The organism is Marinilactibacillus psychrotolerans (assembly GCF_900101525.1).
Taxonomy (GTDB): Bacteria; Bacillota; Bacilli; order Lactobacillales; family Carnobacteriaceae_A; genus Marinilactibacillus; species Marinilactibacillus psychrotolerans.
The window spans coordinates 14,590-40,532 of the sequence record NZ_FMZD01000006.1; the positions used below are offsets into that span (position 1 = coordinate 14,590).

25 protein-coding genes are annotated in these 25,943 nt (G+C 35.3%); 19 read left to right on the forward strand and 6 right to left on the reverse strand.

Features of this window, described 5'->3' with window-relative positions; translation table 11 throughout:
• Window positions 1-342 carry a ribonuclease P protein component gene (gene rnpA / locus BLT22_RS04345; RefSeq protein ID WP_091761077.1) on the reverse strand — a complete coding sequence of 114 codons (342 nt, stop codon included), beginning with the start codon at window positions 340-342 and terminating at the stop codon, window positions 1-3.
• 126 nt (window positions 343-468) lie between these two features.
• On the reverse strand, window positions 469-612 hold the full coding sequence (gene rpmH, locus BLT22_RS04350; RefSeq protein WP_072693642.1) for a 50S ribosomal protein L34: 144 nt from the start codon (window positions 610-612) through the stop codon (window positions 469-471).
• Between the two features lie 555 nt (window positions 613-1,167).
• On the opposite strand from rpmH, the gene dnaA reads away from it, so the two are divergent.
• From dnaA to BLT22_RS04430, 16 genes are all read left to right on the forward strand, one after another.
• Window positions 1,168-2,502: a chromosomal replication initiator protein DnaA gene (gene dnaA, locus BLT22_RS04355; protein ID WP_091761078.1), complete on the forward strand. Its 1,335-nt coding sequence runs from the start codon at window positions 1,168-1,170 to the stop codon at window positions 2,500-2,502.
• A 257-nt stretch (window positions 2,503-2,759) separates the two neighbouring features.
• Complete coding sequence (gene dnaN, locus BLT22_RS04360; RefSeq protein ID WP_087058202.1) at window positions 2,760-3,896, forward strand: DNA polymerase III subunit beta; 1,137 nt, start codon at window positions 2,760-2,762, stop codon at window positions 3,894-3,896.
• Between the two features lie 310 nt (window positions 3,897-4,206).
• Complete coding sequence (gene yaaA, locus BLT22_RS04365) at window positions 4,207-4,440, forward strand: S4 domain-containing protein YaaA (RefSeq protein WP_087058204.1); 234 nt, start codon at window positions 4,207-4,209, stop codon at window positions 4,438-4,440.
• Window positions 4,440-5,561: a DNA replication/repair protein RecF gene (recF, locus tag BLT22_RS04370; protein WP_087058206.1), complete on the forward strand. Its 1,122-nt coding sequence runs from the start codon at window positions 4,440-4,442 to the stop codon at window positions 5,559-5,561. The genes yaaA and recF overlap by 1 nt, the downstream gene beginning before the upstream one ends.
• A 2-nt stretch (window positions 5,562-5,563) precedes the next feature.
• Window positions 5,564-7,510, forward strand: a complete 1,947-nt coding sequence (gene gyrB / locus BLT22_RS04375; protein ID WP_091761080.1) for a DNA topoisomerase (ATP-hydrolyzing) subunit B — start codon at window positions 5,564-5,566, stop codon at window positions 7,508-7,510.
• 150 nt (window positions 7,511-7,660) lie between these two features.
• Entirely contained in the window at window positions 7,661-10,180 is a 2,520-nt protein-coding gene (gyrA, locus tag BLT22_RS04380; RefSeq protein ID WP_176935335.1) for a DNA gyrase subunit A, read from the forward strand.
• Between the two features lie 230 nt (window positions 10,181-10,410).
• Window positions 10,411-10,710, forward strand: coding sequence for a 30S ribosomal protein S6 (gene rpsF, locus BLT22_RS04385; protein ID WP_087058213.1), 300 nt, complete (start codon window positions 10,411-10,413; stop codon window positions 10,708-10,710).
• A 60-nt stretch (window positions 10,711-10,770) separates the two neighbouring features.
• Window positions 10,771-11,310: a single-stranded DNA-binding protein gene (gene ssb, locus BLT22_RS04390; RefSeq protein WP_091761083.1), complete on the forward strand. Its 540-nt coding sequence runs from the start codon at window positions 10,771-10,773 to the stop codon at window positions 11,308-11,310.
• A gap of 29 nt (window positions 11,311-11,339) precedes the next feature.
• The gene (rpsR, locus tag BLT22_RS04395; RefSeq protein ID WP_087058217.1) at window positions 11,340-11,573 is read left to right on the forward strand and encodes a 30S ribosomal protein S18; all 234 of its coding nucleotides are present in this window, start codon (window positions 11,340-11,342) and stop codon (window positions 11,571-11,573) included.
• Between the two features lie 165 nt (window positions 11,574-11,738).
• Window positions 11,739-13,736 (forward strand): DHH family phosphoesterase, encoded by a 1,998-nt coding sequence (locus BLT22_RS04400; RefSeq protein WP_091761084.1) that lies wholly within the window; start codon window positions 11,739-11,741, stop codon window positions 13,734-13,736.
• 25 nt (window positions 13,737-13,761) lie between these two features.
• Window positions 13,762-14,214 (forward strand): 50S ribosomal protein L9, encoded by a 453-nt coding sequence (rplI, locus tag BLT22_RS04405; protein ID WP_091761086.1) that lies wholly within the window; start codon window positions 13,762-13,764, stop codon window positions 14,212-14,214.
• Window positions 14,215-14,378: 164 nt separating this feature from the next.
• Window positions 14,379-15,752, forward strand: coding sequence for a replicative DNA helicase (dnaB, locus tag BLT22_RS04410; RefSeq protein WP_087058253.1), 1,374 nt, complete (start codon window positions 14,379-14,381; stop codon window positions 15,750-15,752).
• 168 nt (window positions 15,753-15,920) lie between these two features.
• A complete protein-coding gene (locus BLT22_RS04415) occupies window positions 15,921-16,400 on the forward strand; it encodes a PTS sugar transporter subunit IIA (RefSeq protein WP_091761087.1) in 480 nt (159 codons plus the stop codon).
• A gap of 12 nt (window positions 16,401-16,412) precedes the next feature.
• Entirely contained in the window at window positions 16,413-16,724 is a 312-nt protein-coding gene (locus BLT22_RS04420; RefSeq protein ID WP_091761089.1) for a PTS fructose transporter subunit IIB, read from the forward strand.
• An 18-nt stretch (window positions 16,725-16,742) separates the two neighbouring features.
• Window positions 16,743-17,813: a PTS fructose transporter subunit IIC gene (locus BLT22_RS04425; RefSeq protein WP_091761091.1), complete on the forward strand. Its 1,071-nt coding sequence runs from the start codon at window positions 16,743-16,745 to the stop codon at window positions 17,811-17,813.
• 275 nt (window positions 17,814-18,088) lie between these two features.
• Window positions 18,089-19,384, forward strand: a complete 1,296-nt coding sequence (locus BLT22_RS04430; protein WP_087058229.1) for an adenylosuccinate synthase — start codon at window positions 18,089-18,091, stop codon at window positions 19,382-19,384.
• A gap of 89 nt (window positions 19,385-19,473) precedes the next feature.
• On the opposite strand, the gene BLT22_RS04435 is transcribed toward BLT22_RS04430, so the two are convergent.
• On the reverse strand, window positions 19,474-20,142 hold the full coding sequence (locus BLT22_RS04435; RefSeq protein WP_226910093.1) for a potassium channel family protein: 669 nt from the start codon (window positions 20,140-20,142) through the stop codon (window positions 19,474-19,476).
• An 11-nt stretch (window positions 20,143-20,153) separates the two neighbouring features.
• A complete protein-coding gene (locus tag BLT22_RS04440; RefSeq protein ID WP_091761092.1) occupies window positions 20,154-21,542 on the reverse strand; it encodes a TrkH family potassium uptake protein in 1,389 nt (462 codons plus the stop codon).
• A gap of 257 nt (window positions 21,543-21,799) precedes the next feature.
• On the opposite strand from BLT22_RS04440, the gene BLT22_RS04445 reads away from it, so the two are divergent.
• Window positions 21,800-23,257, forward strand: a complete 1,458-nt coding sequence (locus BLT22_RS04445; protein ID WP_091761094.1) for an alpha-amylase — start codon at window positions 21,800-21,802, stop codon at window positions 23,255-23,257.
• Between the two features lie 85 nt (window positions 23,258-23,342).
• Here BLT22_RS04445 and BLT22_RS04450 read toward each other — a convergent pair whose 3' ends face one another.
• Window positions 23,343-23,876: a YtxH domain-containing protein gene (locus tag BLT22_RS04450; protein ID WP_087058237.1), complete on the reverse strand. Its 534-nt coding sequence runs from the start codon at window positions 23,874-23,876 to the stop codon at window positions 23,343-23,345.
• Window positions 23,877-23,902: 26 nt separating this feature from the next.
• Window positions 23,903-24,349, reverse strand: coding sequence for a DUF948 domain-containing protein (locus BLT22_RS04455; protein ID WP_091761096.1), 447 nt, complete (start codon window positions 24,347-24,349; stop codon window positions 23,903-23,905).
• Window positions 24,350-24,545: 196 nt separating this feature from the next.
• Here BLT22_RS04455 and BLT22_RS04460 point away from each other — a divergent pair, with 196 nt between their 5' ends.
• A complete protein-coding gene (locus BLT22_RS04460) occupies window positions 24,546-25,067 on the forward strand; it encodes a PTS sugar transporter subunit IIA (RefSeq protein ID WP_087058241.1) in 522 nt (173 codons plus the stop codon).
• A 156-nt stretch (window positions 25,068-25,223) separates the two neighbouring features.
• Entirely contained in the window at window positions 25,224-25,937 is a 714-nt protein-coding gene (gene yycF / locus BLT22_RS04465; protein WP_091761098.1) for a response regulator YycF, read from the forward strand.
• The last annotated feature ends 6 nt before the right edge of the window (window positions 25,938-25,943 follow it).

Genomic DNA, 25,943 nt, shown 5'->3' on the forward strand with positions numbered 1-25,943 from the left:
TTACATCATTTTAGCTAATCTCAGTACATGATTCAAACTCTTTTTTATTTCAAAAAATGACATATCAGCTGTGGGTTTTCTTGCGATAATTAAAAAATCTTTCTCTTGCTTCAATTCACTTTTTTGGTCAAATTCTATCAATGCGTGTCTAATTTTCCTTTTGATTGCATTCCGAACAGGTGCATTTCCAGTTTTCTTCCCAACAGAAATACCTACTCTAAAATGACTTTGATCGGGTTTATCTAAAACATAAACCACAAATTGTCGATTCGCAACGGACTTACCTTGATGGAAGACTTTTTGAAATTCTGCTTCTTTTTTAACTCGATAAGCTTTTTTCATTATAGTCTTCACCTTCCTTTGCTCATTCTATTTCCTGCTTGATTTAATAATAATAAGATTAATGAAAACAAAAAAAGGCGACAAGCTCTTATATTGTAATAAGAAGCTATCGTCGCCTATTATTTCTTATGCTGAAATTCTTTTTCTTCCTTTACGACGTCTTGCTTTCAATACTCTACGTCCGTTTTTAGTACTCATACGCTTACGGAATCCGTGTACTTTTTGACGCTTACGTTTTTTAGGTTGATATGTTAATCCTTGTTGTGACATTGATCATACACCTCCTGAATCATTCCAATATCTCTGTTTACTATTTAAAGGTTACAAAATGCTATCTAAATTTTGCATCATAACATAGACAGACTATATTATATTAAGTAAAGTAAAGGGATTTGTCAAGTCTTCCTTTATAAATTTGGCAAAGATAATTTTATATAGATAACGTTCTTGCTTTTTCTTGGTCTTTTTTTCTTTACATGTTATCCACAATACTGCGTATAACTTTATAACAACTTTTTTCTATCAACAGCCTTATTCTTTGATTCCCCACAAACCCACACCTTGTTAACAAAGTTGTCCACAAGCTGGAAAACAATGTGCATAACCGTGATTAACCCTGTGATGTAAGCCTGTTTTATATTAAAGTTATCCACATTCCTTGTTTAAGTTTTTCTTTTCTTCCTTGATTATTTTCTTATCCACTTGCTTGTGGATAACTATCTGAACACCCTTTGGATAGTTTATTAACATTTTTATTCAACTGTGGAAAACTTGTCTCATACGTGATAAAATAAAAAAACACTTACTGAGACGAGGAGGAACATGATGAACAACCCACAACCATTATGGATATATTTACAAGATAAATTTAAACAGTCTCTTTCAAAAGTTAGTTACGATACATGGATCCAAAGCGCTAACCTCGTCCGAGTTACCGACAACTCTGTTACTGTAGAAGTGCCATCAACTTTGCATAAGGAATATTGGCAAAATAACCTCACTACTAGAATGGTAGAGTACTTATATGAGTATTTTGGTCGTGAAATTTCACCGCTATTTGTCACATCAGAAGAACAAGCTAACCATGAAGAAAACAAAGAGCCTCAAAAGAGCGAATCTTTTGATCACATTAGTATGGTATCTAGCACTTTAAATAGTAAATACTCTTTTGACACTTTTGTTATTGGTAAAGGAAACCAAATGGCTCACGCGGCAGCTTTAGTGGTTGCTGAAGAGCCTGGTACAATCTATAATCCCTTGTTTTTCTATGGTGGAGTTGGACTCGGAAAAACACATTTAATGCACGCGATTGGACATCAATATTTGCAGATTAACCCAAATGCAAAAATTAAATATGTATCAAGCGAAAATTTTGCAAATGATTTTATTAACTCTATCCAAAATAGAACACAAGAAAAGTTCAGACAGCAATACAGAAATGTAGATCTATTGTTGGTGGATGATATTCAATTTTTTGCAGATAAAGAAGGAACACAAGAAGAATTTTTCCATACTTTTAATGCATTGTATGATGATCGCAAACAAATTGTTTTAACCAGTGATCGTTTACCAAATGAAATTCCTAAACTTCAAGAAAGATTAGTTTCAAGATTTGCATGGGGACTCTCTGTAGATATTACGCCTCCAGATTTAGAAACAAGAATTGCAATTTTACGAAAAAAAGCCAATGCTGAAGGTCTTGAAATACCAAATGACACATTAAGCTATATAGCTGGGCAAATCGATTCAAATATTCGTGAGTTAGAAGGGGCATTAGTAAGAGTCCAAGCTTATTCAGCTATTCAAAGAAACGATATTACCACAAGCCTAGCAGCTGATGCTTTAAAAAGTATGGTCAAAAAAGATAAAAATCTCGATATTTCAATTGCCACAATCCAACAAGTAGTTAGTAAATATTATCAAATAACTTTAGCTGACTTGAAAGGGAAAAAAAGAGTCCGACAGATTGTATTGCCTAGACAGATCGCAATGTACCTTTCTCGAGAAATGACCAATAACTCTTTACCCAAAATTGGGAAAGAATTTGGTGGAAAAGATCATACTACTGTCATACATGCTTATGAAAAGATAGAAAAAGCGTTAACTAAAGATGATGACTTAAAACATGAACTTGAACAAATCAAAAAAAGTCTACAATAGTTAAGGAAAGTTTATTTTTCAGCTTGTGTATAACTATAGGGGTTCTGCACAAAGTTACCCACAGATTATCCACAGGTGGAAAACTCTTATTTCTAAGGCTTTTTTTACTTTTCCACAGTATACACAGGCCCTACTACTATTACTATATTATTTATATAAATATATATAGCATTATCTATAAAATATACGAGCCTTTAAATCTAAACAGCAAGATCATTATGCTATACTTATACTAATAAATTGCACGGAGGGATTTTATGAAATTTACAGTCAATAGAATAGCTTTTCTAAAAAAACTTAAAGATGTTCAGCTCGCTGTTTCTTCAAGAACAACGATACCAATATTAACGGGGATAAAACTTGTTGCGGATTCAGAAGGAATTAAACTAACGGGTAGCAACTCCGATATTTCTATTGAAACACTTATTTCTGTACAGGATGAAAAAGCTACATTGAGAATTGAAGAAGAAGGTAGTATTGTCTTACAACCTGCTCGTTTCTTTAGCGATATCGTCAACAAATTACCAGATGAAACATTTTCTGTAGAAGTAATGGATCGGGTTCAGACAGCAATTAAGTCATCTTCTTCATCTTTTCTGATTAATGGATTGGATGCTGCAAACTATCCACATTTACCAGAAATTGATACTGATCAAGCTTTTACACTACCTGTTCAATTACTGAAAACTATTGTAAAACAAACAGTTATAGCTGTTTCTTCACATGAAAGTCGTCCTATTCTAACTGGAGTAAATCTGTCTCTTAAAGAAGGAAAATTAAAAGCTGTTGCAACGGATAGTCATCGTCTAAGTCAGCGAGTGATACCGTTAGAATCAGCTGGAGACTTTTCTTATAATATTGTTATACCAGGAAAAAGTCTTCAAGAATTGTCTAGATTACTAGATGATTCATTAGAAGAGATTACTGTAGCAATTGCTGAAAATCAGATTTTATTTAAGACAGAAGATACACATTTCTACTCTCGCTTATTAGAAGGAAATTATCCCGATACAGATCGTTTGATTCCAGAGAATTCTTCAACTCAAATTACGCTTGATGCCCAAGTATTGCTTGGAGCTGTAGAACGTGCTTCCCTTTTATCTCATGAAGGTAAGAATAATGTTGTCAAACTATCTGTGAGTAAAAATGAACTTGAGATCACAGGAAATTCTCCAGAAGTTGGTCGAGTAAACGAAAATGTTTCGTTTACAAATATCGATGGAGAAGAAATGGAAATTTCATTTAATCCAGATTATTTAAAAGCAGCATTGAATACTTTTGGTCCTGTGGAAATTACCTTAAAATTAATTTCAACTTTAAGACCGTTTGTATTGGTGCCAAGTGATGATAACAGAGAATTTATTCAACTAATTACACCGATTCGTACTTCATAAGCTTGATTAATCAAATTGAATAATCCTAGATAAGAAGAAAGCAAAGTTACACTACCTTCTTATCTAGGATTTTTTTGTTCTTATGGAAAATAAATAGGGTGCACTATAAATTTTGCTTATTTTTGAATTCTGAGCGTGTTTAATAAAAAAAATGATATTTCTTTTTTTATATCAAAAATCTATCAGAGGCCATTATTTTCCACTTAAATTTGTATTGGACTGATTTTTGGGTTATAATAATATAAGAATACTGTGGAAAAATAACGAATAGATAGAACATAGATTTCTTAATTTTAAGGAGCCGATAGTGGTGAACACCCCAATACAAATTGAACAAGCGTATATTACTTTAGGACAGTTTCTAAAACACGCAAATGTAATCTCAAGTGGCGGAATGGCAAAACCATTTTTAGAACAGTTTGAAGTATACGTAAATGGAGAACTTGAAAATAGACGAGGCAAAAAGCTTTATAATGGTTCTATAGTAGATATTCCAGAAGTTGGCAGCTTTGTAGTAGAGTCTTTAAAACCAGAGGATGCCTAATGTTTCTGAAAGATCTTCGACTAACAGGATACCGGAATTATGATAAAGCGGAAGTTGAGTTCTCTAAAAACATAAATGTTTTTCTTGGTGAAAATGCTCAAGGGAAAACAAATATGATGGAAAGTATCTATGTACTGGCAATGGCTAGAAGTCATCGGACTGCTAACGATAAAGAGTTAATTGGATGGGATCAGGACTTTGCAAAAGTTACTGGATTAATTGAGAAAAATCAAAGTAAATTTCCATTGGAGATTGTTCTTTCTAAAAAAGGAAAGAAAGCAAAATTAAATCGTCTTGAGCAAAAAAAGCTGAGCGGATATATCGGACATTTAAATGTTATTTTGTTTGCACCTGAAGATCTATCTTTAGTGAAAGGTGCACCTTCTGTACGAAGAAAATTTCTGGATATGGAAATGGGGCAGATGAGTCCGATCTATCTTCATCATCTAGTTGAATATCAGAAAATCCTTAAACAGCGGAATCAATATCTAAAACAAGCTAGGTTTAAAAATAAATTAGATCAGACCTATTTAGAAGTATTGAATGACCAGTTGGCAGCTGAAGGTGCAGAAGTACTAAGTGAACGTTTTAAATTTACTAAACGCTTGGAAGAGTGGGCTCGACCGATCCATAGAGATATCTCTCAAGCGAAAGAAGAACTACGCATAGAATATGCTTCCTCCTTTTCAGTACAATCTGAAAAGGATAAAAATCAATTAATGCTGGATTTGTTAGAGCAATTCGAAAAAAATCAGCAAAGAGAAATAGACCAAGGCACTACAGTTATTGGCCCCCATAGAGATGACCTCCGCTTTTACATCAACGAAAAGAATGTTCAAACCTACGGATCTCAAGGGCAACAAAGAACAACTGCTTTAAGTGTAAAACTGGCAGAAATTGAATTAATGTATGAAATGACGGGGGAATACCCCGTTTTATTATTGGACGATGTACTAAGTGAATTAGATGATGACCGTCAAACTCATTTACTTAAATCAATTCAAGATAAAGTCCAAACATTCTTAACGACCACAAGTCTGGATGGCGTTAAAAAAGAGTTATTGAATGACCCCCGTATTTTTAAAGTATCAAATGGGAAGATTGTTAGGGAGAGTGAATAAATTTGGCAGATGAGCAACTGACTCCAAAAGAAGTCGTAGAATTACGTGAAGAATATGATGCTAGTCAGATTCAAGTATTAGAGGGCCTAGAAGCTGTTAGAAAACGTCCGGGTATGTACATTGGTTCAACAGGTGAAGCAGGCTTGCACCACCTTGTATGGGAGATTGTAGATAACTCTATCGATGAGGCGATGGCAGGATATGCAGAACATATTACAATAACGATTGAACCTGAAAATATTGTAACAGTTACAGATGATGGTCGTGGAATCCCAATTGATATTCAGCAGAAAACAGGACGTCCCGCTGTGGAGACTGTTTTTACTATTTTGCATGCCGGTGGTAAATTCGGTGGTGGCGGATATAAAGTTTCTGGAGGATTACACGGTGTAGGATCTTCAGTTGTAAATGCTCTTTCAGAATATCTTGAAGTAGATGTCCACAAAAATGGTAAAGTCTACAATCAGCGTTATGAACGTGGAGCGGTTATGTATGACTTAAAAGAAACCGTTACAACTGATAAACGCGGAACGGAAGTTCGGTTCAAAGCGGATGCTGAGATTTTTAAAGAAACAACGGAGTATGATTTTAATAAATTAGCTACTCGCGTTAGAGAATTAGCCTTTTTGAATAAAGGATTAAAAATTTCTATTGAAGATCGTAGAGAAGAAGAACCCGTTCGTTTAGATTATCACTATGAAGGTGGTATTAAAAGTTATGTTAGCTATTTAAATCAAACAAAAACAACATTATACGAAGAACCTATTTTTCTTGAAGGTGAACAAGAAGGTATCGTCGTAGAAGTTGCTATGCAGCATACAGATGGTTTCCATACGAATATTATGAGTTTCGCAAATAATATTCATACTTATGAAGGTGGATCACATGAGTTTGGGTTTAAAACCGCATTAACTAGAATTATTAATGATTATGCTCGTCGTAATAAGATTATAAAAGAAAATGATGATAATTTAACGGGTGAAGATGTACGTGAAGGATTAACAGTTGTATTAAGTATTAAACACCCGGATCCTCAATTTGAAGGACAAACAAAAACAAAACTAGGCAATTCAGAAGTTCGTACAATTACTGATCGTCTATTCAGTGAGCATTTTGATCGTTTCTTAATGGAAAATCCAACTATGGGTAGACAGATTGTTGAAAAAGCACTACTTGCAGCTCGTGCACGCTTAGCAGCTAAACGTGCTAGAGAAGTTACCCGAAAGAAAAACGGACTAGAAATCAGTAACCTTCCAGGAAAATTAGCGGATTGTTCTTCTAAAGATCCTGAAAAATCAGAAATCTTTATTGTAGAGGGAGACTCTGCGGGCGGTTCTGCTAAGCAAGGACGTTCAAGACTGTTCCAGGCAATCTTACCGATCAGAGGGAAGATTCTAAATGTAGAAAAAGCTTCAATCGACCGTATATTAGCGAATGAAGAAATTCGTTCATTATTTACAGCGATGGGAACTGGATTTGGAGAAGAATTTGAAATTGATAAGGCCCGCTATCATAAATTAATCATTATGACGGATGCTGATGTAGATGGCGCGCATATTCGTACATTATTACTAACATTGATTTTCCGTTATATGAGACCAGTAATAGAGGCTGGGTTTGTTTATATCGCACAGCCACCTTTATATCAAGTTAAACAAGGGAAAAAAGAAGTATATCTTGATACAGAAAAACAATTAGATGAATATCTTAAAGAAATTCCACCAACTCCTAAACCAGATATTCAACGTTATAAAGGTCTTGGAGAGATGGATGCTGAACAACTTTGGGAAACGACTATGAATCCTGAAAATCGTCGCTTACTTCAAGTAACGGTTGAAGATGCAATCGAAGCAGACGTCGTGTTTGATATGTTAATGGGTGAAAAAGTTGAACCTCGTCGAGTATTTATCGAAGACAATGCCCAATACGTTCAGAATATAGATATTTAATTAGAACTCAGATGAGCTTGAAAAAAAGTAACAGTCTTCTGTACCGTGTGCTGTGTATGAGTCAATAGCATAGATGCACGGTATTTAGAATGTCGTAGATTTGAAAAATAAAGGAGGACAAAATACTTGGCTGAAAATAAAGAAGCACGTATGGAACAAATTAATCTATCCAGTGAAATGAGAAATTCATTTCTGGATTATGCAATGAGTGTTATTGTTTCCCGTGCCTTACCAGACGTACGAGATGGATTAAAACCTGTCCACCGTCGTATATTGTATGGAATGAATGAACTAGGAATGACACCTGATAAAGCTTATAAGAAATCTGCCCGTATTGTCGGAGATGTAATGGGTAAGTATCATCCACATGGGGATTCTGCTATCTATGAATCTATGGTACGGATGGCACAAGATTTTAGCTATAGAAATCCATTGATAGATGGTCATGGAAACTTTGGGTCTGTAGATGGGGATAGTGCAGCAGCTATGCGTTATACAGAAGCCAAAATGAGCAAAATTGCATTAGAGATGTTGCGTGATATCAATAAAGATACCATTAATTATCATGACAACTATGATGGTTCTGAAAGAGAACCAGACGTATTACCAGCAAGATTTCCTAATCTGCTCGTAAATGGTGCTTCTGGAATCGCAGTAGGAATGGCAACAAATATACCGCCGCATAACCTTAGAGAAGTCATTGCAGCTTGTCGCATACTTATGAACAACAGTGAAGCAACTGTTGCTGATCTTATGGAAGCTTTACCGGGGCCTGATTTCCCTACCGGGGCAATGGTTTTGGGTAAATCCGGAATCAGAAAAGCTTATGAGACTGGCCGAGGGTCAATCAAAGTTCGTGCAAAAGCACATATCCAGATTCAAAAAAATGGTCGTGAACGTATTATTGTTGATGAACTTCCATATTTAGTAAATAAAGCTAAGTTAGTCGAGCGTATTGCTGAATTAGCAAGAGATAAACGTATTGAAGGAATTACAGACTTGAATGATGAGTCGGATAGAGATGGTATGCGCGTTGTTATTGATGTCAGAAGAGACGTTTCAGCTAGTGTAATTTTAAATAATCTGTATAAAATGACGCCTATGCAAACTTCTTTTGGATTTAATATGCTGGCAATCGTAAATGGTATCCCTAAAACGTTAGGCCTTAAAGAGATTTTGGTAGAATATTTGAAACATCAACGAATTGTGATTAGAAGAAGAACAGAATATGATAAGAAAAAAGCCGAAGCGCGGGCTCATATTCTAGAAGGTTTACGTATTGCGTTAGATCATATTGATGAAATTATTTCAATTATTCGAGGTTCACAGACAGGACAGATTGCTAAAGAAACACTGATTGAAAAATTCAGTCTTTCTGAGCGTCAGTCACAGGCTATCCTGGATATGCGGATGGTACGTTTAACTGGTTTAGAACGGGAAAAAATTGAGGGAGAGTATCAAGAGCTGATTTCAACAATCAATGATTTAAAAGATATTCTTGCTCGTCCCGAGCGAATCAACGAAATTATTGAAAGTGAACTAGAAGAAATCTCTGATAAACATGGTGATGACCGTCGCACGGAACTATTGGTTGGAGAATCATTAAGCTTAGAAGATGAGGATTTGATTGAAGAAGAAGAAATTACCATCACATTATCTCATAATGGCTACATGAAACGTATGCCAATTTCTGAATTTAAAGCACAAAATCGTGGTGGTAGAGGCGTTAAAGGAATGGGTACGAACACAGATGACTTTGTAGAAACATTGTTGACTTGTTCTACGCATGATTTACTGCTTTTCTTTACGAATACTGGGAAAGTTTACAAGGCTAAAGGCTATGAGATTCCGGAATATGGGCGTACCGCTAAAGGAATCCCAGCAATAAACTTTTTAGGTATCGAAAATACTGAAAAAATACAAGCGATTATCAATAGGCGAGGAGAAGCAGCGGAAAATGAGCACCTTTTCTTTACAACACGTAAAGGTACCGTTAAGCGCACTTCCTTAAGTGAATTCACTAATATTCGTACTAGTGGGTTAAGAGCAATTGTCTTAAGAGATGAAGACGAACTGATTGATGTCTCTTTAACAAATGGTGATCAAAATATCATTATTGGTACACGAGATGGATATGCTGTCAGTTTCCATGAAAGTAAAGTAAGAAGTATGGGTAGAGCAGCAGCAGGCGTACGAGGAATCAATCTTAGAGATGGGGACAATGTAGTTGGTATGGACTTACTAGAAGAAGACTCAGAAGTCTTGATGATTACTGAGAATGGCTATGGTAAACGAACTCCAGCAAAAGAGTATGCAATTCGTGGTCGTGGTGGTAAAGGGGTCAAAACCGCTAATGTTACCGAAAAGAACGGACCACTTATTGGTCTGAAAACAGTAGATGGACATGAAGATATTATGTTAATTACTAACAGTGGCGTAATCATCCGATTCCATTCTAAAAATATTTCCCAAACTGGTCGTGCAACGCAAGGTGTTAGATTAATGCGTCTAGAAGAAGGCGGAAAAGTTTCTACACTTGCCAAAGTAGAACCTCAAGAAGAAATAGAAGGTGAAACTGCTGACTCAGAAGTAGTAGATCATTCAATAGAGACACCAATAGAAGCTGAAGAAATAATACAAGAAGATTCAGAAAATAACACAGAAGAATAATGAATAAAAAAGAGCCTGTTAACTCGAAGAAATATCTATCGAGTTAACAGGCTCTTTTAGGATAGAATAGATTAAAAAGTGCCTATCTTTTATCAATTATTTGTCATAGTAATGGTTGCCATTTAACCTATATTATGTTATACTTGTTCGAAGTGAGTACTCTTTTAAGAATACTTTCCTTGCTCTTTCAAATGAAAGGGCCAAAGTCCATAAGGAGGTGACAGTCAAAGATGAGTCAAGCAGCTAAATATGAAATTTTATATATAATCCGTCCAAATATCGAGGAAGATACAAAAAAAGCGCTAGTTGAGCGTTTCGAAGGTATCCTAAAAGATAACGGAGCTGAAGTTACTGAATCAAAAGACTGGGCGAAACGTCGTTTTGCTTATGAAATCAAAGGATACCGAGAAGGCACATACCGCTTGGTAAACATTGTTTCTAATGATGCAGCAGCAATCAACGAATTCGAACGTCTAGCACGTATTAACGAAGATATTCTTCGTCACATGATCGTACGTTTGGAAGACTAATATGTTTCACGTGAAACATAGATGAATTGCAAAATGATTATGTAGAAAGGAGCACAACCATTGATTAATAATGTAGTATTGGTGGGAAGAATGACCCGTGATGCTGAATTACGTTATACAGGTAGTGGTACTGCTGTTGCTTCTTTTTCTATAGCGGTTGAACGAACATTTACAAACGCTCAAGGAGAAAGAGAAACAGACTTTATTAACTGTGTAGCCTGGAGAAAAACTGCGGAAATTATTTCTAATTTCACGCGGAAAGGTTCTCTAGTCGGTGTAACTGGACGAATTCAAACACGTAACTATACGAACAATGAAGGTCGTAAAGTGTACATTACTGAAGTAGTTTGTGAAAATTTCCAAATGTTAGAACCAAAATCTGTTACAGAAAAACGTGGTCAAAATGACAATGAATCTTCTGGATCTGGATATTCTAATAATTCAAATTACTCAAATCAAAACAACAGTAATAATACACAACGAAATAACCAGGCTCCTGGAAGCAATCAAAATGCAAATAATTATGCGAATTTCGATGAAGATCCATTTGAAAAAAATGATGATCCAATCGATATTTCAGATGACGATTTACCGTTTTGATTCATAACTAAAGAAGGAGGATTTATAAAATGGCAGGACGCAGAGGCGGCAAAAAGCGCCGTAAAGTTGACTTCTTTGCAGCAAATCATATTGAATATATCGATTATAAAGATATCGATTTGTTAAAACGTTTCATTTCTGAACGTGGTAAAATTTTACCACGCCGAGTAACGGGAACTTATGCAAAAAACCAACGTAAATTAACTAAAGCAATTAAACGCGCTCGTATTATGGGATTACTTCCCTTCGTAACAGAAGATTAATTATAACTTTACAAAATCGTAGCAGATTTCTATATCTGTTGCGATTTTTTATTTTTAATGTTTCACGTGAAACATTAAAGGTCTTGACCTTTCTTAACAGTCTAGAATAAAACATTAAAAAGTGTTAAAATATAGTAGTGTAAATATTGAAACAAAGGAGACATTATGAAAAGAGTCAATGAGGAAGAATCTATTCCGAAGTTTTTAGAGCAACCTTTAATGCGAATGATGATTATATTTACTATAGCAGCTTTAGTAGTTCTTACCATACTAAGTTTTATTGCAAATATATGGATAGGGCTGCTCATGTTACTCTTGATTGTTACTACAATAGTCGTTGCCTGGAGATTTGGTAAAGAATATGTGGAAGAGCTGAATTCATATATATTGAATCTTTCCTATAGAATTAAGCGCGGAGAACAGGAAGCTTTGATTAAAATGCCTATAGGTATTATTCTAATCAATCAAAATGAAGAAATTGATTGGATTAATCCGTATATGCAAACTCAACTCTCAAATGAAGAAAGTGTATTAGGGAAACATGTTAGTGAGGTAAACGAAGACCTTTATAAACTGATTCAAGAATTTAATAATACTGATTCGAATTTATTAAACTGGAATAACAAAATATTTCAAATTATTCTTCAAGAAGATATTCATGCGATCTATCTTATGGATATTACAGAATACGCAGAAGTGAAAGAAAAATACGAAGAAGCAAGGCCTGTAGTAGGTTGGTTATTCTTAGATAACTATGATGAGGTAGTTCAAGGCCTTGATGATCGTGGTGTGTCTGGATTTAATAGTTTGATTACAACGTATCTTTCTAATTGGGGGAAACAACATAGTATTTTCTATAAAAAAACATCTGATGATAAATACTTTTTATTATTAAATAGAAGTGAACTAAAAAGAATTGAAAATGAGAAGTTCAATATTATTGATAGTATACGTGATCGAACTTCTAAACGTAATCTCCCATTGACTATTAGTATAGGGATTGCTTACGGAGATGATGACTTTGATAGATTAGCTGAGGTTGCTCAAAGTAATTTGGACTTAGCACTAGGCCGTGGTGGAGATCAGGCTATCGTAAAAGAAGTAGATCAAGAGCCGAGATATTATGGTGGTAAAACAAACCCAATGGAAAAACGTACAAGAGTTCGCTCTAGAATGATTAGCCAAGCTATGCAAGAACTAATCAAAGGAAGCGATCAAGTGTTCGTTACTGGGCATAAGAATCCTGATATGGATGCGATAGGTTCTTCATTAGGCATTGCCCGTATTTCTATGATGCTTAAAAAGAAATGTTGGGTGGTTATTGATCAAGATGATTTGAGTAGTGATGTAGAAAAACTTATGAAAGAAATAGAAAATCATAATCAAGTTAATCAAAATATCATATCTCCTAGAGAAGCAGAAAGTAAAATAACCGAGAATGACTTAGTTATCTTGGTAGATCATCATAAGCCTTTATTATCTATGGCACCAGAATTGCTTAAGAAAACTAAGAGAAATATAGTGATCGATCATCATAGACGTGGGGAAGAATTTACTGAGAATCCATTACTCGTCTATATAGAACCATACGCCTCTTCAACTGCAGAATTGATTACCGAACTATTCGAATATGTATCTTCAGATGGCGAACCAATCAATCGGATTGAAGCAACTGCTATGCTAGGTGGAATCATAGTAGATACAAATAACTTTAGTTTACGTACAGGATCAAGAACCTTTGACGCAGCGAGCTACTTACAATCTGTCGGAGCTAATTCCACAATGATTCAAAGACTTCTAAAAGAAGATCCTGAAGTTTATTTGAAGAGAAGCAAACTGATTGAAACAATTCAATTTGTTCATGAGGGGGTAGCAATCGCTTATGGAAAAGATAACGTAATTTACCCTCCAGTTACTGCAGCTCAGACAGCTGATACAATGCTTAGTATGTCTGGCATTGAGGCAGCTTTCGTTATTACCAAACGCTCGGATGACATGATTGGAATAAGTGCGCGTAGCTTAGGAAAAATCAATGTTCAAATTATAATGGAAAAGATGGGTGGAGGCGGTCACTTATCTAATGCTGCGACTCAGATAGATGATAAGACAATTCAAGAAGTAAGAGAAGAGTTAATTGAAAAAATTAATGAAGCACTTGACTAATACTAAGATAAGGAGAATTTTTAATATGGAAGTTATTTTATTAAAAGATGTTAAAGGTACAGGAAAAAAAGGGGAAATTAAAAATGTGTCAGATGGATACGCAAATAATTTTCTTTTAAAAAAAGGCCTAGCAAAAGAAGCAACTGAATCGGCAAGGAAAGAGCTAAATGCTAAGAAAAAAGCTGTGAAGCGTGAAGAAAGTGAAATATTAGAATCTGCTAAGCAAGACAAGAAAAAAATTGAAGAGAATCCAATTGAGATTTATGAGAAAGCTGCTGAAGATGGTAGATTATTTGGATCTGTTACTACTAAGCAAATTGCCAAGGAAATAGAAAAACAATTAGGGATAAAAGTTGATAAACGAAAAATAAATCAAGAAATCCCAATGCGAGCATTGGGTGCACAAAAAGTAGAAGTCAAGTTGCATAAAGAAGTAACTGCAGAATTAACTGTTCGCGTTCTAGAATTAGCTAAATAATCTTTAAAGAGAAGCTGTCAGAAGCTTCTCTTTTTATTTTAATAGAAATGTTCCACGTGAAACAAAAAAACGTTAGTTCCCTTGTATACTTTTGAGTACTTATCCTGTACAATTAGTAATGAATTTACAACCTTAGGGTGTGAAAGGAAGAGAACATATTGGCAATGGAACCATTAGGAGATCGTTTACCTCCACAAAATATTGAAGCTGAGCAGTCTGTACTTGGATCTATTTTGCTTAATCCAGAAGCACTTATTTCAGCAATGGAATATATTGAAGCAGATGATTTTTATCGTCGTGCTCATCAACTGATTTTTCAGACAATGGTTGATTTAAGTGAAAGAAATGAAGCAATAGACGTTATTACAATAGCAGACAAGCTAGAATCTAAAAATCAGCTAGAAGATATTGGTGGAACCCCATATTTGGCTGATATAGCCACTACAGTCCCTACTGCTGCAAATGTGGAGTATTATTCCAAAATCGTGGAAGAACGCTCTATACTCCGTCGTCTGATTCAGACAGCTACTGAAATTGCTTCAAGAGGATATGAAGAAGCAAGTAACCTGCCAAATCTTTTAGACGAAGCAGAAAGAAAGATCCTTGAAGTATCTGAAAAGAGGAGTCGTAGCGGTTTTGTTAATATCGAAACTGTGCTGAGAGAAACGATTAATAATATTGATGAATTATTCCAGAACGATGAAGAAATTACAGGAATATCAACTGGATATAAGGCGTTAGATCAAATGACTGCAGGACTGCATGAAGATGAGCTGATTATATTAGCAGCTAGACCCGGAGTAGGAAAGACCGCATTCGCCTTGAATGTAGCTCAGAATATCGGAACGAAAACTGACGAGACTGTGGCTATTTTCAGTTTAGAGATGGGTGCTGAGCAATTAGTGAATCGTATGCTTTGTGCAGAAGGTACGATCAATGCTTCGAATCTAAGAACCGGTAAATTAACAGAAGAAGAATTCACAAAACTATTTGTAGCAATGGGCAGTTTATCGAAAGCCAACATATATATAGATGATACGCCTGGTATACGTACAGCAGAGATTCGAGCAAAATGTCGGAGATTGAAACAAGAACGAGGTAGTTTAGGTCTAGTGGTTATTGACTACTTACAATTAATCGAAGGAACAGGTAGAGAAAGTCGACAGCAAGAAGTTTCAGAGATCTCTCGTCAGTTAAAAAAATTAGCTAAAGAGCTATCTGTTCCAGTAGTAGCTCTGTCTCAATTGTCTCGTGGAGTCGAACAAAGACAAGATAAGCGTCCAATTTTAAGTGATTTAAGAGAATCTGGATCAATTGAGCAAGATGCTGATATTGTAGCTTTTTTATATCGTGATGATTATTACCGTAGTGATGGGGATGAAGATGAACCAGAACCGGTAGAGGATAACGTTGTTGAAGTTATTCTAGAAAAAAACCGATCAGGAGCTAGAGGTACTGCCAAATTGCTCTTTATTAAAGAGTATAACAAGTTTTCTTCACTGACCTATTACCCGGAAGATCAAATTCCAAGAGCTTAAAAAACAAGAGAATCAAGAGCCATATGATTGTTAGGAATGATGCCTAATAATTTGGTTGCTTGATTCTTTTTTGTTAGAGCAAACCTTTTCAATAATTTTTCTTATACTGGTATACTGAAAGACAAGCAACGTAAAAAAACGGATAAGGAAAAAGAGAGGAAAAGTAGCGTGGAAAAGGATGAGACAAAAGCATTAAGAAAATACGTAGAAGTATCTTTTTCGAATTCTAATACTGATAAGATGAAACTGATAGAAGAAATTGCTGGAGTTATTTCAAACTGGTTAGATAATGAAAGTGATGCACAGGCTATTGCAAAGGGTATAAAAGAAAGAGAAGTTTTAAGTACGACTGGATTTGGAAATGGCTTTGCAATTCCTCATGGAAAAGTAGCAGGACTTGAGTCACCAATCTTAGCTATATTTAAACTTGAAAATGAAGTAGAGTGGGATTCGCTAGATGACGAAGCGATTACCCAACTATTTGTAATTTTAGTGCCTGTAGACGAAGCACAAGATACACATTTAACACTGTTATCTACTCTTTCATATCATTTAATGGATGAAGAGGTTCAAAGAAAAATAAATGAAATTACAGAGAATGAAGCGATGAAGAGATTTATAGAGATGATTTTTAAAAAAGGCAGATAGGGAGGTAGTATTATGAATATAGTAGCTGTTACAGCTTGTGCGACAGGAGTAGCCCATACATTCATGGCTAAACGTGCTTTAGAAAATGCTGCAGCAAAACAAGGGTATCAGATTAAAGTAGAAACTCAGGGCGCTACAGGTATAGAAAATGAATTAACACAAAGTGAAGTTGATCAGGCTGATATCGTGATTCTAGCAGTTGAAGTAGGAATAGCAAAAAGGGAGCGTTTCGAAAAAGTTAAAAAAGTCGAAATACCCATTAGTACGGCTATCAGAAATGCAGATGGATTACTTGAAAAAATAAAAGAAAAATTACAGACGTAAAGAAAGAAGGAAAAGAAAATGAGAAAGGTTCAACAAGCTCTGATGACGGGTGTTTCATATATGCTGCCATTTATAGTATTTGCTGGGATGACTATTGCAGTGACTGAAATGTATAGTCAATACATACAAGCAGATACAGTCAGTATGACTACATTAAATGGTTTCGCTTGGGTTATGATAGATATGATTCCTGCCATTTTTGCAGCATATGTAGCTTATGCAATTGGAGATAAAGCAGCTATTGCGCCTGGATTTATAGGCGGATATATTGCCGCTCATCCTACAATTGAGAATACTTCTTCAAGTGGATTTTTAGGAGCAATACTTGCTGGATTTCTTGCAGGATATGCTGTTCTTTACTTTAGAAAAATTCCTGTTCCAGAATTTATGGAATCAATTAAGAAAACCCTATTTATTCCTGTGTTAACAGGATGGTTCTTATATTTTATTATGGCATATCCTGTAGCAATTTCTATTGGTGCATTAAATGATTTTATTATTGCAAGTTTGATTAGTCTTTCAGAAGCTCCGCAATATGCTTTTTTATTAGGAGCTATTTTGAGTGCGATGTGTGCATTTGATATGGGAGGACCTTTGAATAAAATCGCAATCACATTTGTATTTGCGCTATGGAACGAACCAAGCGGCATAGGATTTAGAGTTAATGCAGCCGTATTTCCAGGAATTATGGTACCCGCTTTGTCTGTTGGAATTGCATCGCTGATTGCTAAGTCTAAATTTAGTGAAGCAGAGGTGAAGATGGCTCCTGGTTCTATCTTATCTGGACTAGTTGGCATCACTGAAGCTGCACTTCCATATGCATTTCAAGATCCTCTTCGTGTAATTGGACCTAATATGTTAGGTGCTGCGATTGGAGGAGCAATAATGATGGCTTTTGGTGTTTCTACAGCAGGCGTATCGGGAGTATTTGGCTTACCAATGGCTAGTAACCTATTTATTTTTATTTTAGCTATTACTATCGGAGTGGCTTGTTCAGTAGGGTTACAAGTACTGGTCAGGAAACCAAGAACAGAGGAAGATGAAAAGGCACAAAATGAAAACGATCTAGATTTCGATATTACAATTTGATCATCAATAGATTAGCAAAATCTCTTAAAAGTAGAATAAATACAAAATTAGGGATTTAATTAAAAAAAATCTATGGTAAAATAAACGTTGTTAAAGAATTAAACTAATTGATGTAAAAAATAGATTAGGAGGGCGCCTCCATTTAAAAACAAATTGTTTAGAGCAGCAGAATAATAAATATTCTGCCTTTATATCAATAAACTTTTGTTTTAAGAATGGAGATTGTGCTCCTTTTTATATTTACATGGTTAAAAATTTTTAGATGAGGTGGACAAATGTCATCGGTTGTAGTTGTTGGAACACAATGGGGAGATGAAGGTAAAGGGAAAATCACTGATTTTTTAAGTGAAAATGCAGAAGTGATTGCTCGTTATCAAGGAGGAGACAATGCAGGGCATACAATTAAATTTGATGGTGTAACCTATAAATTGCATTTAATTCCTTCAGGTATCTTTGCTAGTGATAAGATTAGTGTGATTGGTAATGGAGTAGTCATTAATCCTAAATCTTTAGTAAATGAATTGGCTTATCTACATGAAAGAAACATTGCTACAGATAATTTGCGGATCTCAGATCGTGCTCATGTGATCTTACCGTATCATATTAAAATGGATCAACTTCAAGAAGATTCAAAAGGTGACAAGAAAATCGGTACTACTATTCGAGGAATCGGTCCTGCCTATATGGATAAAGCTTCTCGTATTGGTATCAGAATTGCTGATTTATTGGATAAAGAGATCTTTGAAGAACGATTAAGAACTGTATTAGAAGAAAAAAACCGATATTTCACTCAAATTTATGACTCAGAACCGCTAAAATTTGAGGATATTTTTGAGCCGTATTATGAATTTGGACAACAGTTTAAACAATATGTTTGCGATACATCTGTGGTATTGAATGATGCATTAGATGCTGGCAAACGAGTATTATTTGAGGGTGCCCAAGGTGTCATGCTGGATATAGATCAAGGGACCTATCCTTTTGTCACTTCTTCGAACCCGGTTGCTGGCGGTGTAACGATTGGGAGTGGTGTTGGTCCTTCTAAAATCGATAAAGTAGTTGGAGTATGTAAAGCTTATACATCAAGAGTAGGAGACGGCCCTTTCCCAACTGAATTGAATAATGATACAGGTCAGTTCATTCGTGATGCTGGGAATGAATATGGAACAACAACCGGACGTCCACGTCGTATAGGCTGGTTTGATAGTGTTGTCATGCGCCATGCTAAAAGGGTGTCAGGCATTACCAATCTTTCTTTAAACTCTATTGATGTTTTATCTGGATTAGAAATAGTCAAAATCTGTACTGCGTATGAGCGTAATGGAGAAGAAATCTTACATTATCCGGCTAGTCTCAAAGAGTTAGCTGAATGTAAACCAATCTATGAAGAACTTCCAGGTTGGAGTGAAGATGTTACAAAATGTAGAACACTAGAAGAACTACCGGAAAATGCACGTAATTACATCCGTCGCGTTTCTGAATTGACTGGCGTTCATATTTCTACATTCTCAGTAGGACCAGATCGTGATCAGACAAATGTACTAGAAAATGTCTGGGCTCCAGTGTATTAATATTTTTGATTGCTAAAACTGAATTAAATATAAAAGGCATCCTCAATTCTTATTACGAAAGTAAAAGAAAGGATGCCTTTTTTATAAGATTATTTTAGTTGGTTGGTATAATCCAGATGTTCAAATGTATGTGGTTCTCCTATTGCGACCAACATACTGTTAGGAGAAATTTTTTCATCTGGAGAAAGATTAACTTGTAGTTTTTCTCCTTCGGAATTTTTCATGCCAATAACATTAATTTTATATTTGTTTCGTAAGTCTAATTGAATTAATGATTTTCCCACCCATTCTTTAGGTGTAAGGAATTCAATAATCGCATTATCTTCATCAAGTTCAATAACATCCAAAATTTTGTTTCTCATGATATTGCGTGCTACTCTGTCACCCATTTCTTTTTCTGGGCGAATGATTTCGTGCGCGCCAACTTCTAATAGAATTTCTTTATGAACTTTGTTTTTTGCTTTAGCAATAATATGTTTAATGCCTAGCTTTTTGCAATTTAAGACGGCTAAAACACTAGATTCCAGGTTTGAACCTGTACCAACTACGACGGTATCACATTTTTCAAAACCGATACTTTTCAATAAATCTAGATCTGTAATATCCCCTTGGACACCTTGTACTACATATTCTTCCACACGATTTACATCAACTAAGTCTTTATCTATGGCGATGACATCAAAATAATGTTCACCTAATTCTTTTGCAATGGTTGATCCGAATACTCCAAGACCTAATACCCCAACAACTTTATTCAATATTTTCTCTCCTATCCAATTAAGATATTTCCTGATGCATAAACTTTCGGTTTTTGTTTTCTATCAAAAAGTCCCAATGCTGTAAAGATCGTGATAGGACCCAGTCTACCTATGAACATTAAGAACATAATGACTGTCTGACTGCCGCGAGATAACTCAGAAGTAAGATCAGCTGATAAGCCCACGGTACCAAGTGCAGAAACAGCTTCAAAAAAGAGATACTGCATAGGGACGGTTTCATCAAATATAGACATTAGAGATAGACCAAGAAAATTTAAAATGACAAACATCACAACAATTACCAAAGCTCTCTGAACAATTTCATCATCTAATGTTCTTTTTTGGTAATGTACATGTTGCTGACCGGTAATCTCGGCCCATAATAATTTTACAACTAAAGCAACGGTTGAAGTTTTCGCACCACCGGCAGTACCACCAGGAGAACCTCCAATAAACATGAACACAGTCATAAAGATGATTGTAAACAAGTGAAGATGTGTATAATCCACAGTACCAAATCCAGCAGTCCGCAGTGTTACAGCTTGAAAGAAAGTTGCCTGCATTTTACCAATGAAATTTAATCCTCCAATAGTTTCATTGTTATTCCATTCAGATAGCATGAATAAAACCATAGCTGCAAAAATAAGGAAGATCGTCCAGTTTAGAACTAAGCGAGTGTGTAATTTCAACCTTCTGTATCTTCCTTTAAAATCTATCCAGCTTCTAACTGCAATAAAAGCTTTGAAATTTTGAGCAACGTCAAACCAGACTGAGAATCCAATTCCTCCAATAATAATCAGAAGAGGAATAACAATATTAACAATATGAGAGTCTACAAAGCCTTGTAGACTCGTGGTGCCTAAATTGTCAAAACCGGCATTATTAAATGCAGAGATAGACAAGAAAATCGAGGTAAATGTTCCTTTAGTCCATCCGAATAAAGGGACCATGTGAAAACTCAGAAAAACTGCCCCAGTTCCTTCTATCAAAAAAGTATATTTAACAACAGAAATCAGAAATTCACGAAAGCCAATCATATCTCCCCTGTTTAAAGCCTGCTGTAAAGTAACTTCATCTTTCATACTTACACGTCGTCCTAGTTGCATGACGATGGTTGCTACAAGCGTAATCAATCCTAGTCCACCTAATTTGATTAGAATTAGCCCTATGATTTGTCCGAAAATAGTATAGGTATAAGCTAGAGGTTCAGTAAAAAGCCCCGTCACACAAACCATAGACACAGCTGTAAACAGATGGTCAAAGTAGGTAGCTTGTGAACTGGCTTGTTGACTTATCGGAAGAGCAAGTAAGAAAGAACCAATCAAAATAACGAAAGCAAAACTTAAAACGATTTTAAATGGAATGGGTAAAAATGAAAAGCGGTCTAACAAGCGTCTCATACAAAATTTTTCCTTTCTGATACTATAAAAAATCAATAACTAGATTGTATCTCTTGAATACCTAAAATACAAGCATATACGATGAAAAAGGCGTGACAATTCTTGCTTGTAAAGTGACAGTTTCTGAGTTAGCTCTAAATTTGAGTTTTAAAGGCATAGAGTCGTAAGCCGTTATAGTTGTTTCTTTCTGTTTTGACCGATAAAATAGTACTGATACAGTGTCTAATATTGAACGCTGATTGTAGGAGGAGACGAACATGGCTTATAACGGAACAATGATGCAGTATTTTGAATGGGATTTAGCTAATGATGGCACTCACTGGAAAAAGTTGAAAAGTGAAGCCGCTCATTTGAGAGAAATAGGAGTAACAGCTGTATGGATTCCACCCTGCTTTAAATCATTGGATCAAAAAGATGTAGGCTACGGTATATACGATTTGTATGATCTTGGTGAATTTGATCAAAAAGGAACGAGACGAACTAAGTATGGGACAAAAGAGGAATTATTAGATGCTATTGATACATTGCATAAAGAAGGAATTCAAGTTTATGCAGATGTGGTATTAAATCATAAAGCTGGAGCAGATGGAACAGAAAAATTCTGGGCAGTTGCAGTTAATGAAAATGATAGACATGAAGAAATTGAAGAAGCAAAAGAAATTGAATCTTGGACTTATTTTAATTTCCCAGGAAGACAGGGAAAATATTCTGAATTTGAATGGCACTGGTATCATTTTTCAGGTGTATCTGATGATGAAATTACTGGAGAACAGGGAATTTATCGTATCGAAGGAGAAGGCAAGGGCTGGGCTCCAGACGAAAATGTATCGACTGAATTTGGTAATTTTGATTATCTAATGTTTGCTGATATTGATTATAGTCATCCAGAAGTTATTGAAGAAACAAAAAAATGGATCAAATGGTTTATAGAAGAAACAGGTATCGATGGGATCCGTTTAGATGCCGTTAAGCATATTGACCGCATGTTTATGAAAGAACTGATTGAAGAAGTTCGTGCAGAATATGGTGAAGACTTTTTCTTTGTAGCAGAATACTGGCATCAGAAATATAAATATTTAGAAGAGTATTTAGAAGACCAGGATTTCAATATTTCAATGATGGATGTAAGATTTCATTATGCTTTGCATGAAGCTTCCCAGCAGAAAACCAATTTTGATTTAAGAAGACTCTTTGATGGAACACTCTACAAAAAGAATGCGGAACAAGCTGTGACATTTGTAGAAAATCATGATTCTCAGCCGGGACAGTCTTTAGAGTCTTACGTGGAGCCATGGTTCAAACCGTTAGCTTATGGGATTGTTCTATTGAGTACTTATGGCTATCCTTGCCTATTTTATAGTGATTACTACGGGTATAGCGGTGAGGTTGATTATGACGGTTGCCCTGATGTCATTGAAAGATTAATGCATATTAGAACAGAGTATGCCTATGGTGAACAGTATAATTACCTTGATCATGCTACATGCTTAGGCTTTACACGTACAGGTGATGATGAGCATCCTGAAGGGTGTGCAGTTGTATTGTCTAGTGGAGAAGAAGGATATAAAGAAATGAATGTGGGAGACCTGCATGCCGGTGAACACTATATAGATAAACTCGGGAACAGAGAAGAAGAAATTGAAATTAATAAAGAAGGTACAGCGGTGTTTCCAGTTAATGCAGAATCGATTTCCGTGTGGATCCCTAAAAAATAGAAAAATAAAACCGATCAAGATTTATAGGAGAATATTTACTCCAAATCTTGATCGGTTTTTTTAAAAATGAAAGTTTTTTCTTTAATTAGTCATTAGGGTTAATTTTCAATGAAGCTTCTTTTTCATCAGATAAATTTTCTTTATTTAATTTAAAATCCTTATCTTTTGATAAATAGTTATCATGTAAAGCTTCATCGACTTTATCTTTTGGAATGGCTTGATCTTGATTAGGTTCAAGAGGTGTTCCGTTAACATCTCCTAATGTCTCATCATCATACATTGCGTGAGAGGCAGTAGCGGGATCAATAACTGAGTCCTTTTGAGCGGTTCTTTTTTGTGCTAGATCTCTTTCAATTTCTTCAATTGTTTTATTTAGCTGTGCTTGTTTAGCATCCATTTCCGCTTGCTCAGCTTGTAGCTCTTGGTCTGCTTCAGTATAAGACTCTCTAAAATCTTCAATTAGTTTTTGTGCTTTATCACCACTTGAGTCTTTTAATTTGGTAGCTTCTGATTTTAATTCTTTACGGAATTGATTGCCTGTTTTTGGAGCAAATAATAGAGCTGTAAATGCAGATGCAGCACTCATTAAAATGGCCTTAGTTAAGCTTACTCTTGGCATAGTGTAAATCTCCTCTCAATACTTGGTTAATTAGTTTTATAACGAGCTTTTTGTTTTTCGATCGTGCGCTTGAACGCTAAATTAAATGTTTTAGCGATTATTGGACCCTCTGTTTTCAGTTCATCTACAGCATTTTGTGCTATGCCTTTTGAATAGTCTCCACTGTGTTCTTTTAAATAAGTTAAGGAATTATTTAAACTAGAAGCATGGGTAGATAATTCGTTGAACCGTTGCATTTTGATGTTTGACACTTTCTGTAAATCTTCGACTCTTTCCATAATTTTATTTACTTTGGTTTGTACAGCATCGGCTTCCCCAGTAAAATGTTCAATATGGTCTTGTACTATATTTTGAGTCTCTTTAAAGTTTTTGAGTGTTGGTTTAACTTTTTTAAAGGTAATAATCCCGATTGCTATAAGAGCAATTAAAGCTATTCCTAAAATAATTAAAGCAATGATGTATCCTAATGACATAGTAGTCCCTCCTTTACTTCAATACTATTATGAATTTTGCTATCTATATAGATAGAATACCACGAATAGTATCGTAGCAACAAATAGAAGCTATGGGTTAAAAGATATTGCTTGAAACGGCTTTAATTGTTAGAATAGTAGCAACATAAAGTACTTAGATAACTATCATATAAGTAGTGATAAAAAGGAGAAAATAATGAGCGATGAGAAAATGAAGGATTCTGAAATTGAAATAGGGGAAATGAAGAATTCTCAGCACAAGATAGAACTGTGTGCAGTCTCAAATGGAGAAGTTTTATCCATTGAAAATGTCCCAGACAAAGTCTTTGCTCAAAGAATGATTGGAGACGGTTTCGCGGTAAAACCTACCTCTCAATCTGTAGTGGCTCCCGTCAGTGGAAAACTGATTGAAGTCGCAGATGCTAAACATGCCTACTATATCGAAACAGAAGAAGGAGTAAAAATTTTGATCCATGTGGGAATCAATACCTTGTTATTGAATGGCGAAGGTTTTTCTACGAAACTGGAAAAAGGCGATAAAGTAGAAAAAGGAAAAACACTGGTTGATTTTGACGAAGAATTAATTATTAAAAAAGGATATAATCCCATTATTTCAGTTATCGTTTTAGATAACGAGGATGTGCAGATGAATCAAGAAGTATTTCCTGCAAAAGGGGTTATTGCGGGAGAAACAATTGCAATGGAAATTAATTTTTAGTAGATTACAGAAACTAATATTTTTTGAATGGATCGAGTTCTAATATTCAATTGAGATGAAAAATTGAACCGAGTTCATAGGTGCTGTATAATTGATTGTAAGTTAGTTGATAGATGAATTGATGATTAAAAACATGTTTCTGAGGAGGAGCATCACTTGAAAAAAATATTAGTGGTAGATGATGAAAAGCCAATTTCAGATATAGTAAAATTTAATCTTGAAAAAGAAGGATTCGAAGTAGTTACTGCTTATGATGGGGAAGAGGCGGTAGAAAAAGTTGAAGAGAGCACCCCGGATTTAATCGTGTTAGATTTAATGCTGCCTAAAATGGATGGATTGGAAGTTTGTCGAGAAGTCCGTAGAAAGCATGATATTCCCATTATTATGGTAACAGCTAAAGACCAGGAAATTGATAAAGTGCTGGGACTAGAGTTAGGAGCAGACGATTATGTAACAAAACCTTTTTCTAATCGTGAATTAATTGCACGAGTCAAAGCTAATTTGAGACGCCAATCCTCTGTACCAACTGCAGAACCCGAAAAACCGGAAACTAACGATATAGAAGTAGGAGACTTAACGGTTCATCCAGATGCTTATATCATATCTAAAAGAGGCAGTACGATTGAATTAACGCATAGAGAATTTGAATTGTTACATTATTTAGCAAGACATATTGGACAAGTTATGACGCGGGAACATTTATTAGAGACCGTTTGGGGTTACGATTACTTTGGAGACGTACGTACTGTTGATGTAACGGTTCGTCGATTGAGAGAGAAAATCGAAGATAATCCGAGCCATCCTAATTTTTTAGTAACTAGACGTGGTGTAGGGTATTATTTAAGGAATCCTGAACAACAGGAGAAATAATCGTAT

What these genes read in the sequence shown, in the direction of transcription:
- rnpA (WP_091761077.1), bottom strand. Translation starts at nt 342, where the DNA reads ATGAAAAAAGCTTATCGAGTTAAAAAAGAAGCAGAATTTCAAAAAGTC.
- rpmH (WP_072693642.1), bottom strand. Translation starts at nt 612, where the DNA reads ATGTCACAACAAGGATTAACATATCAACCTAAAAAACGTAAGCGTCAA.
- dnaA (WP_091761078.1), top strand. Translation starts at nt 1,168, where the DNA reads ATGAACAACCCACAACCATTATGGATATATTTACAAGATAAATTTAAA.
- dnaN (WP_087058202.1), top strand. Translation starts at nt 2,760, where the DNA reads ATGAAATTTACAGTCAATAGAATAGCTTTTCTAAAAAAACTTAAAGAT.
- recF (WP_087058206.1), top strand. Translation starts at nt 4,440, where the DNA reads ATGTTTCTGAAAGATCTTCGACTAACAGGATACCGGAATTATGATAAA.
- gyrA (WP_176935335.1), top strand. Translation starts at nt 7,661, where the DNA reads ATGGAACAAATTAATCTATCCAGTGAAATGAGAAATTCATTTCTGGAT.
- rpsF (WP_087058213.1), top strand. Translation starts at nt 10,411, where the DNA reads ATGAGTCAAGCAGCTAAATATGAAATTTTATATATAATCCGTCCAAAT.
- rpsR (WP_087058217.1), top strand. Translation starts at nt 11,340, where the DNA reads ATGGCAGGACGCAGAGGCGGCAAAAAGCGCCGTAAAGTTGACTTCTTT.
- BLT22_RS04400 (WP_091761084.1), top strand. Translation starts at nt 11,739, where the DNA reads ATGAAAAGAGTCAATGAGGAAGAATCTATTCCGAAGTTTTTAGAGCAA.
- rplI (WP_091761086.1), top strand. Translation starts at nt 13,762, where the DNA reads ATGGAAGTTATTTTATTAAAAGATGTTAAAGGTACAGGAAAAAAAGGG.
- dnaB (WP_087058253.1), top strand. Translation starts at nt 14,379, where the DNA reads ATGGAACCATTAGGAGATCGTTTACCTCCACAAAATATTGAAGCTGAG.
- BLT22_RS04420 (WP_091761089.1), top strand. Translation starts at nt 16,413, where the DNA reads ATGAATATAGTAGCTGTTACAGCTTGTGCGACAGGAGTAGCCCATACA.
- BLT22_RS04425 (WP_091761091.1), top strand. Translation starts at nt 16,743, where the DNA reads ATGAGAAAGGTTCAACAAGCTCTGATGACGGGTGTTTCATATATGCTG.
- BLT22_RS04430 (WP_087058229.1), top strand. Translation starts at nt 18,089, where the DNA reads ATGTCATCGGTTGTAGTTGTTGGAACACAATGGGGAGATGAAGGTAAA.
- BLT22_RS04440 (WP_091761092.1), bottom strand. Translation starts at nt 21,542, where the DNA reads ATGAGACGCTTGTTAGACCGCTTTTCATTTTTACCCATTCCATTTAAA.
- BLT22_RS04445 (WP_091761094.1), top strand. Translation starts at nt 21,800, where the DNA reads ATGGCTTATAACGGAACAATGATGCAGTATTTTGAATGGGATTTAGCT.
- BLT22_RS04450 (WP_087058237.1), bottom strand. Translation starts at nt 23,876, where the DNA reads ATGCCAAGAGTAAGCTTAACTAAGGCCATTTTAATGAGTGCTGCATCT.
- BLT22_RS04455 (WP_091761096.1), bottom strand. Translation starts at nt 24,349, where the DNA reads ATGTCATTAGGATACATCATTGCTTTAATTATTTTAGGAATAGCTTTA.
- BLT22_RS04460 (WP_087058241.1), top strand. Translation starts at nt 24,546, where the DNA reads ATGAGCGATGAGAAAATGAAGGATTCTGAAATTGAAATAGGGGAAATG.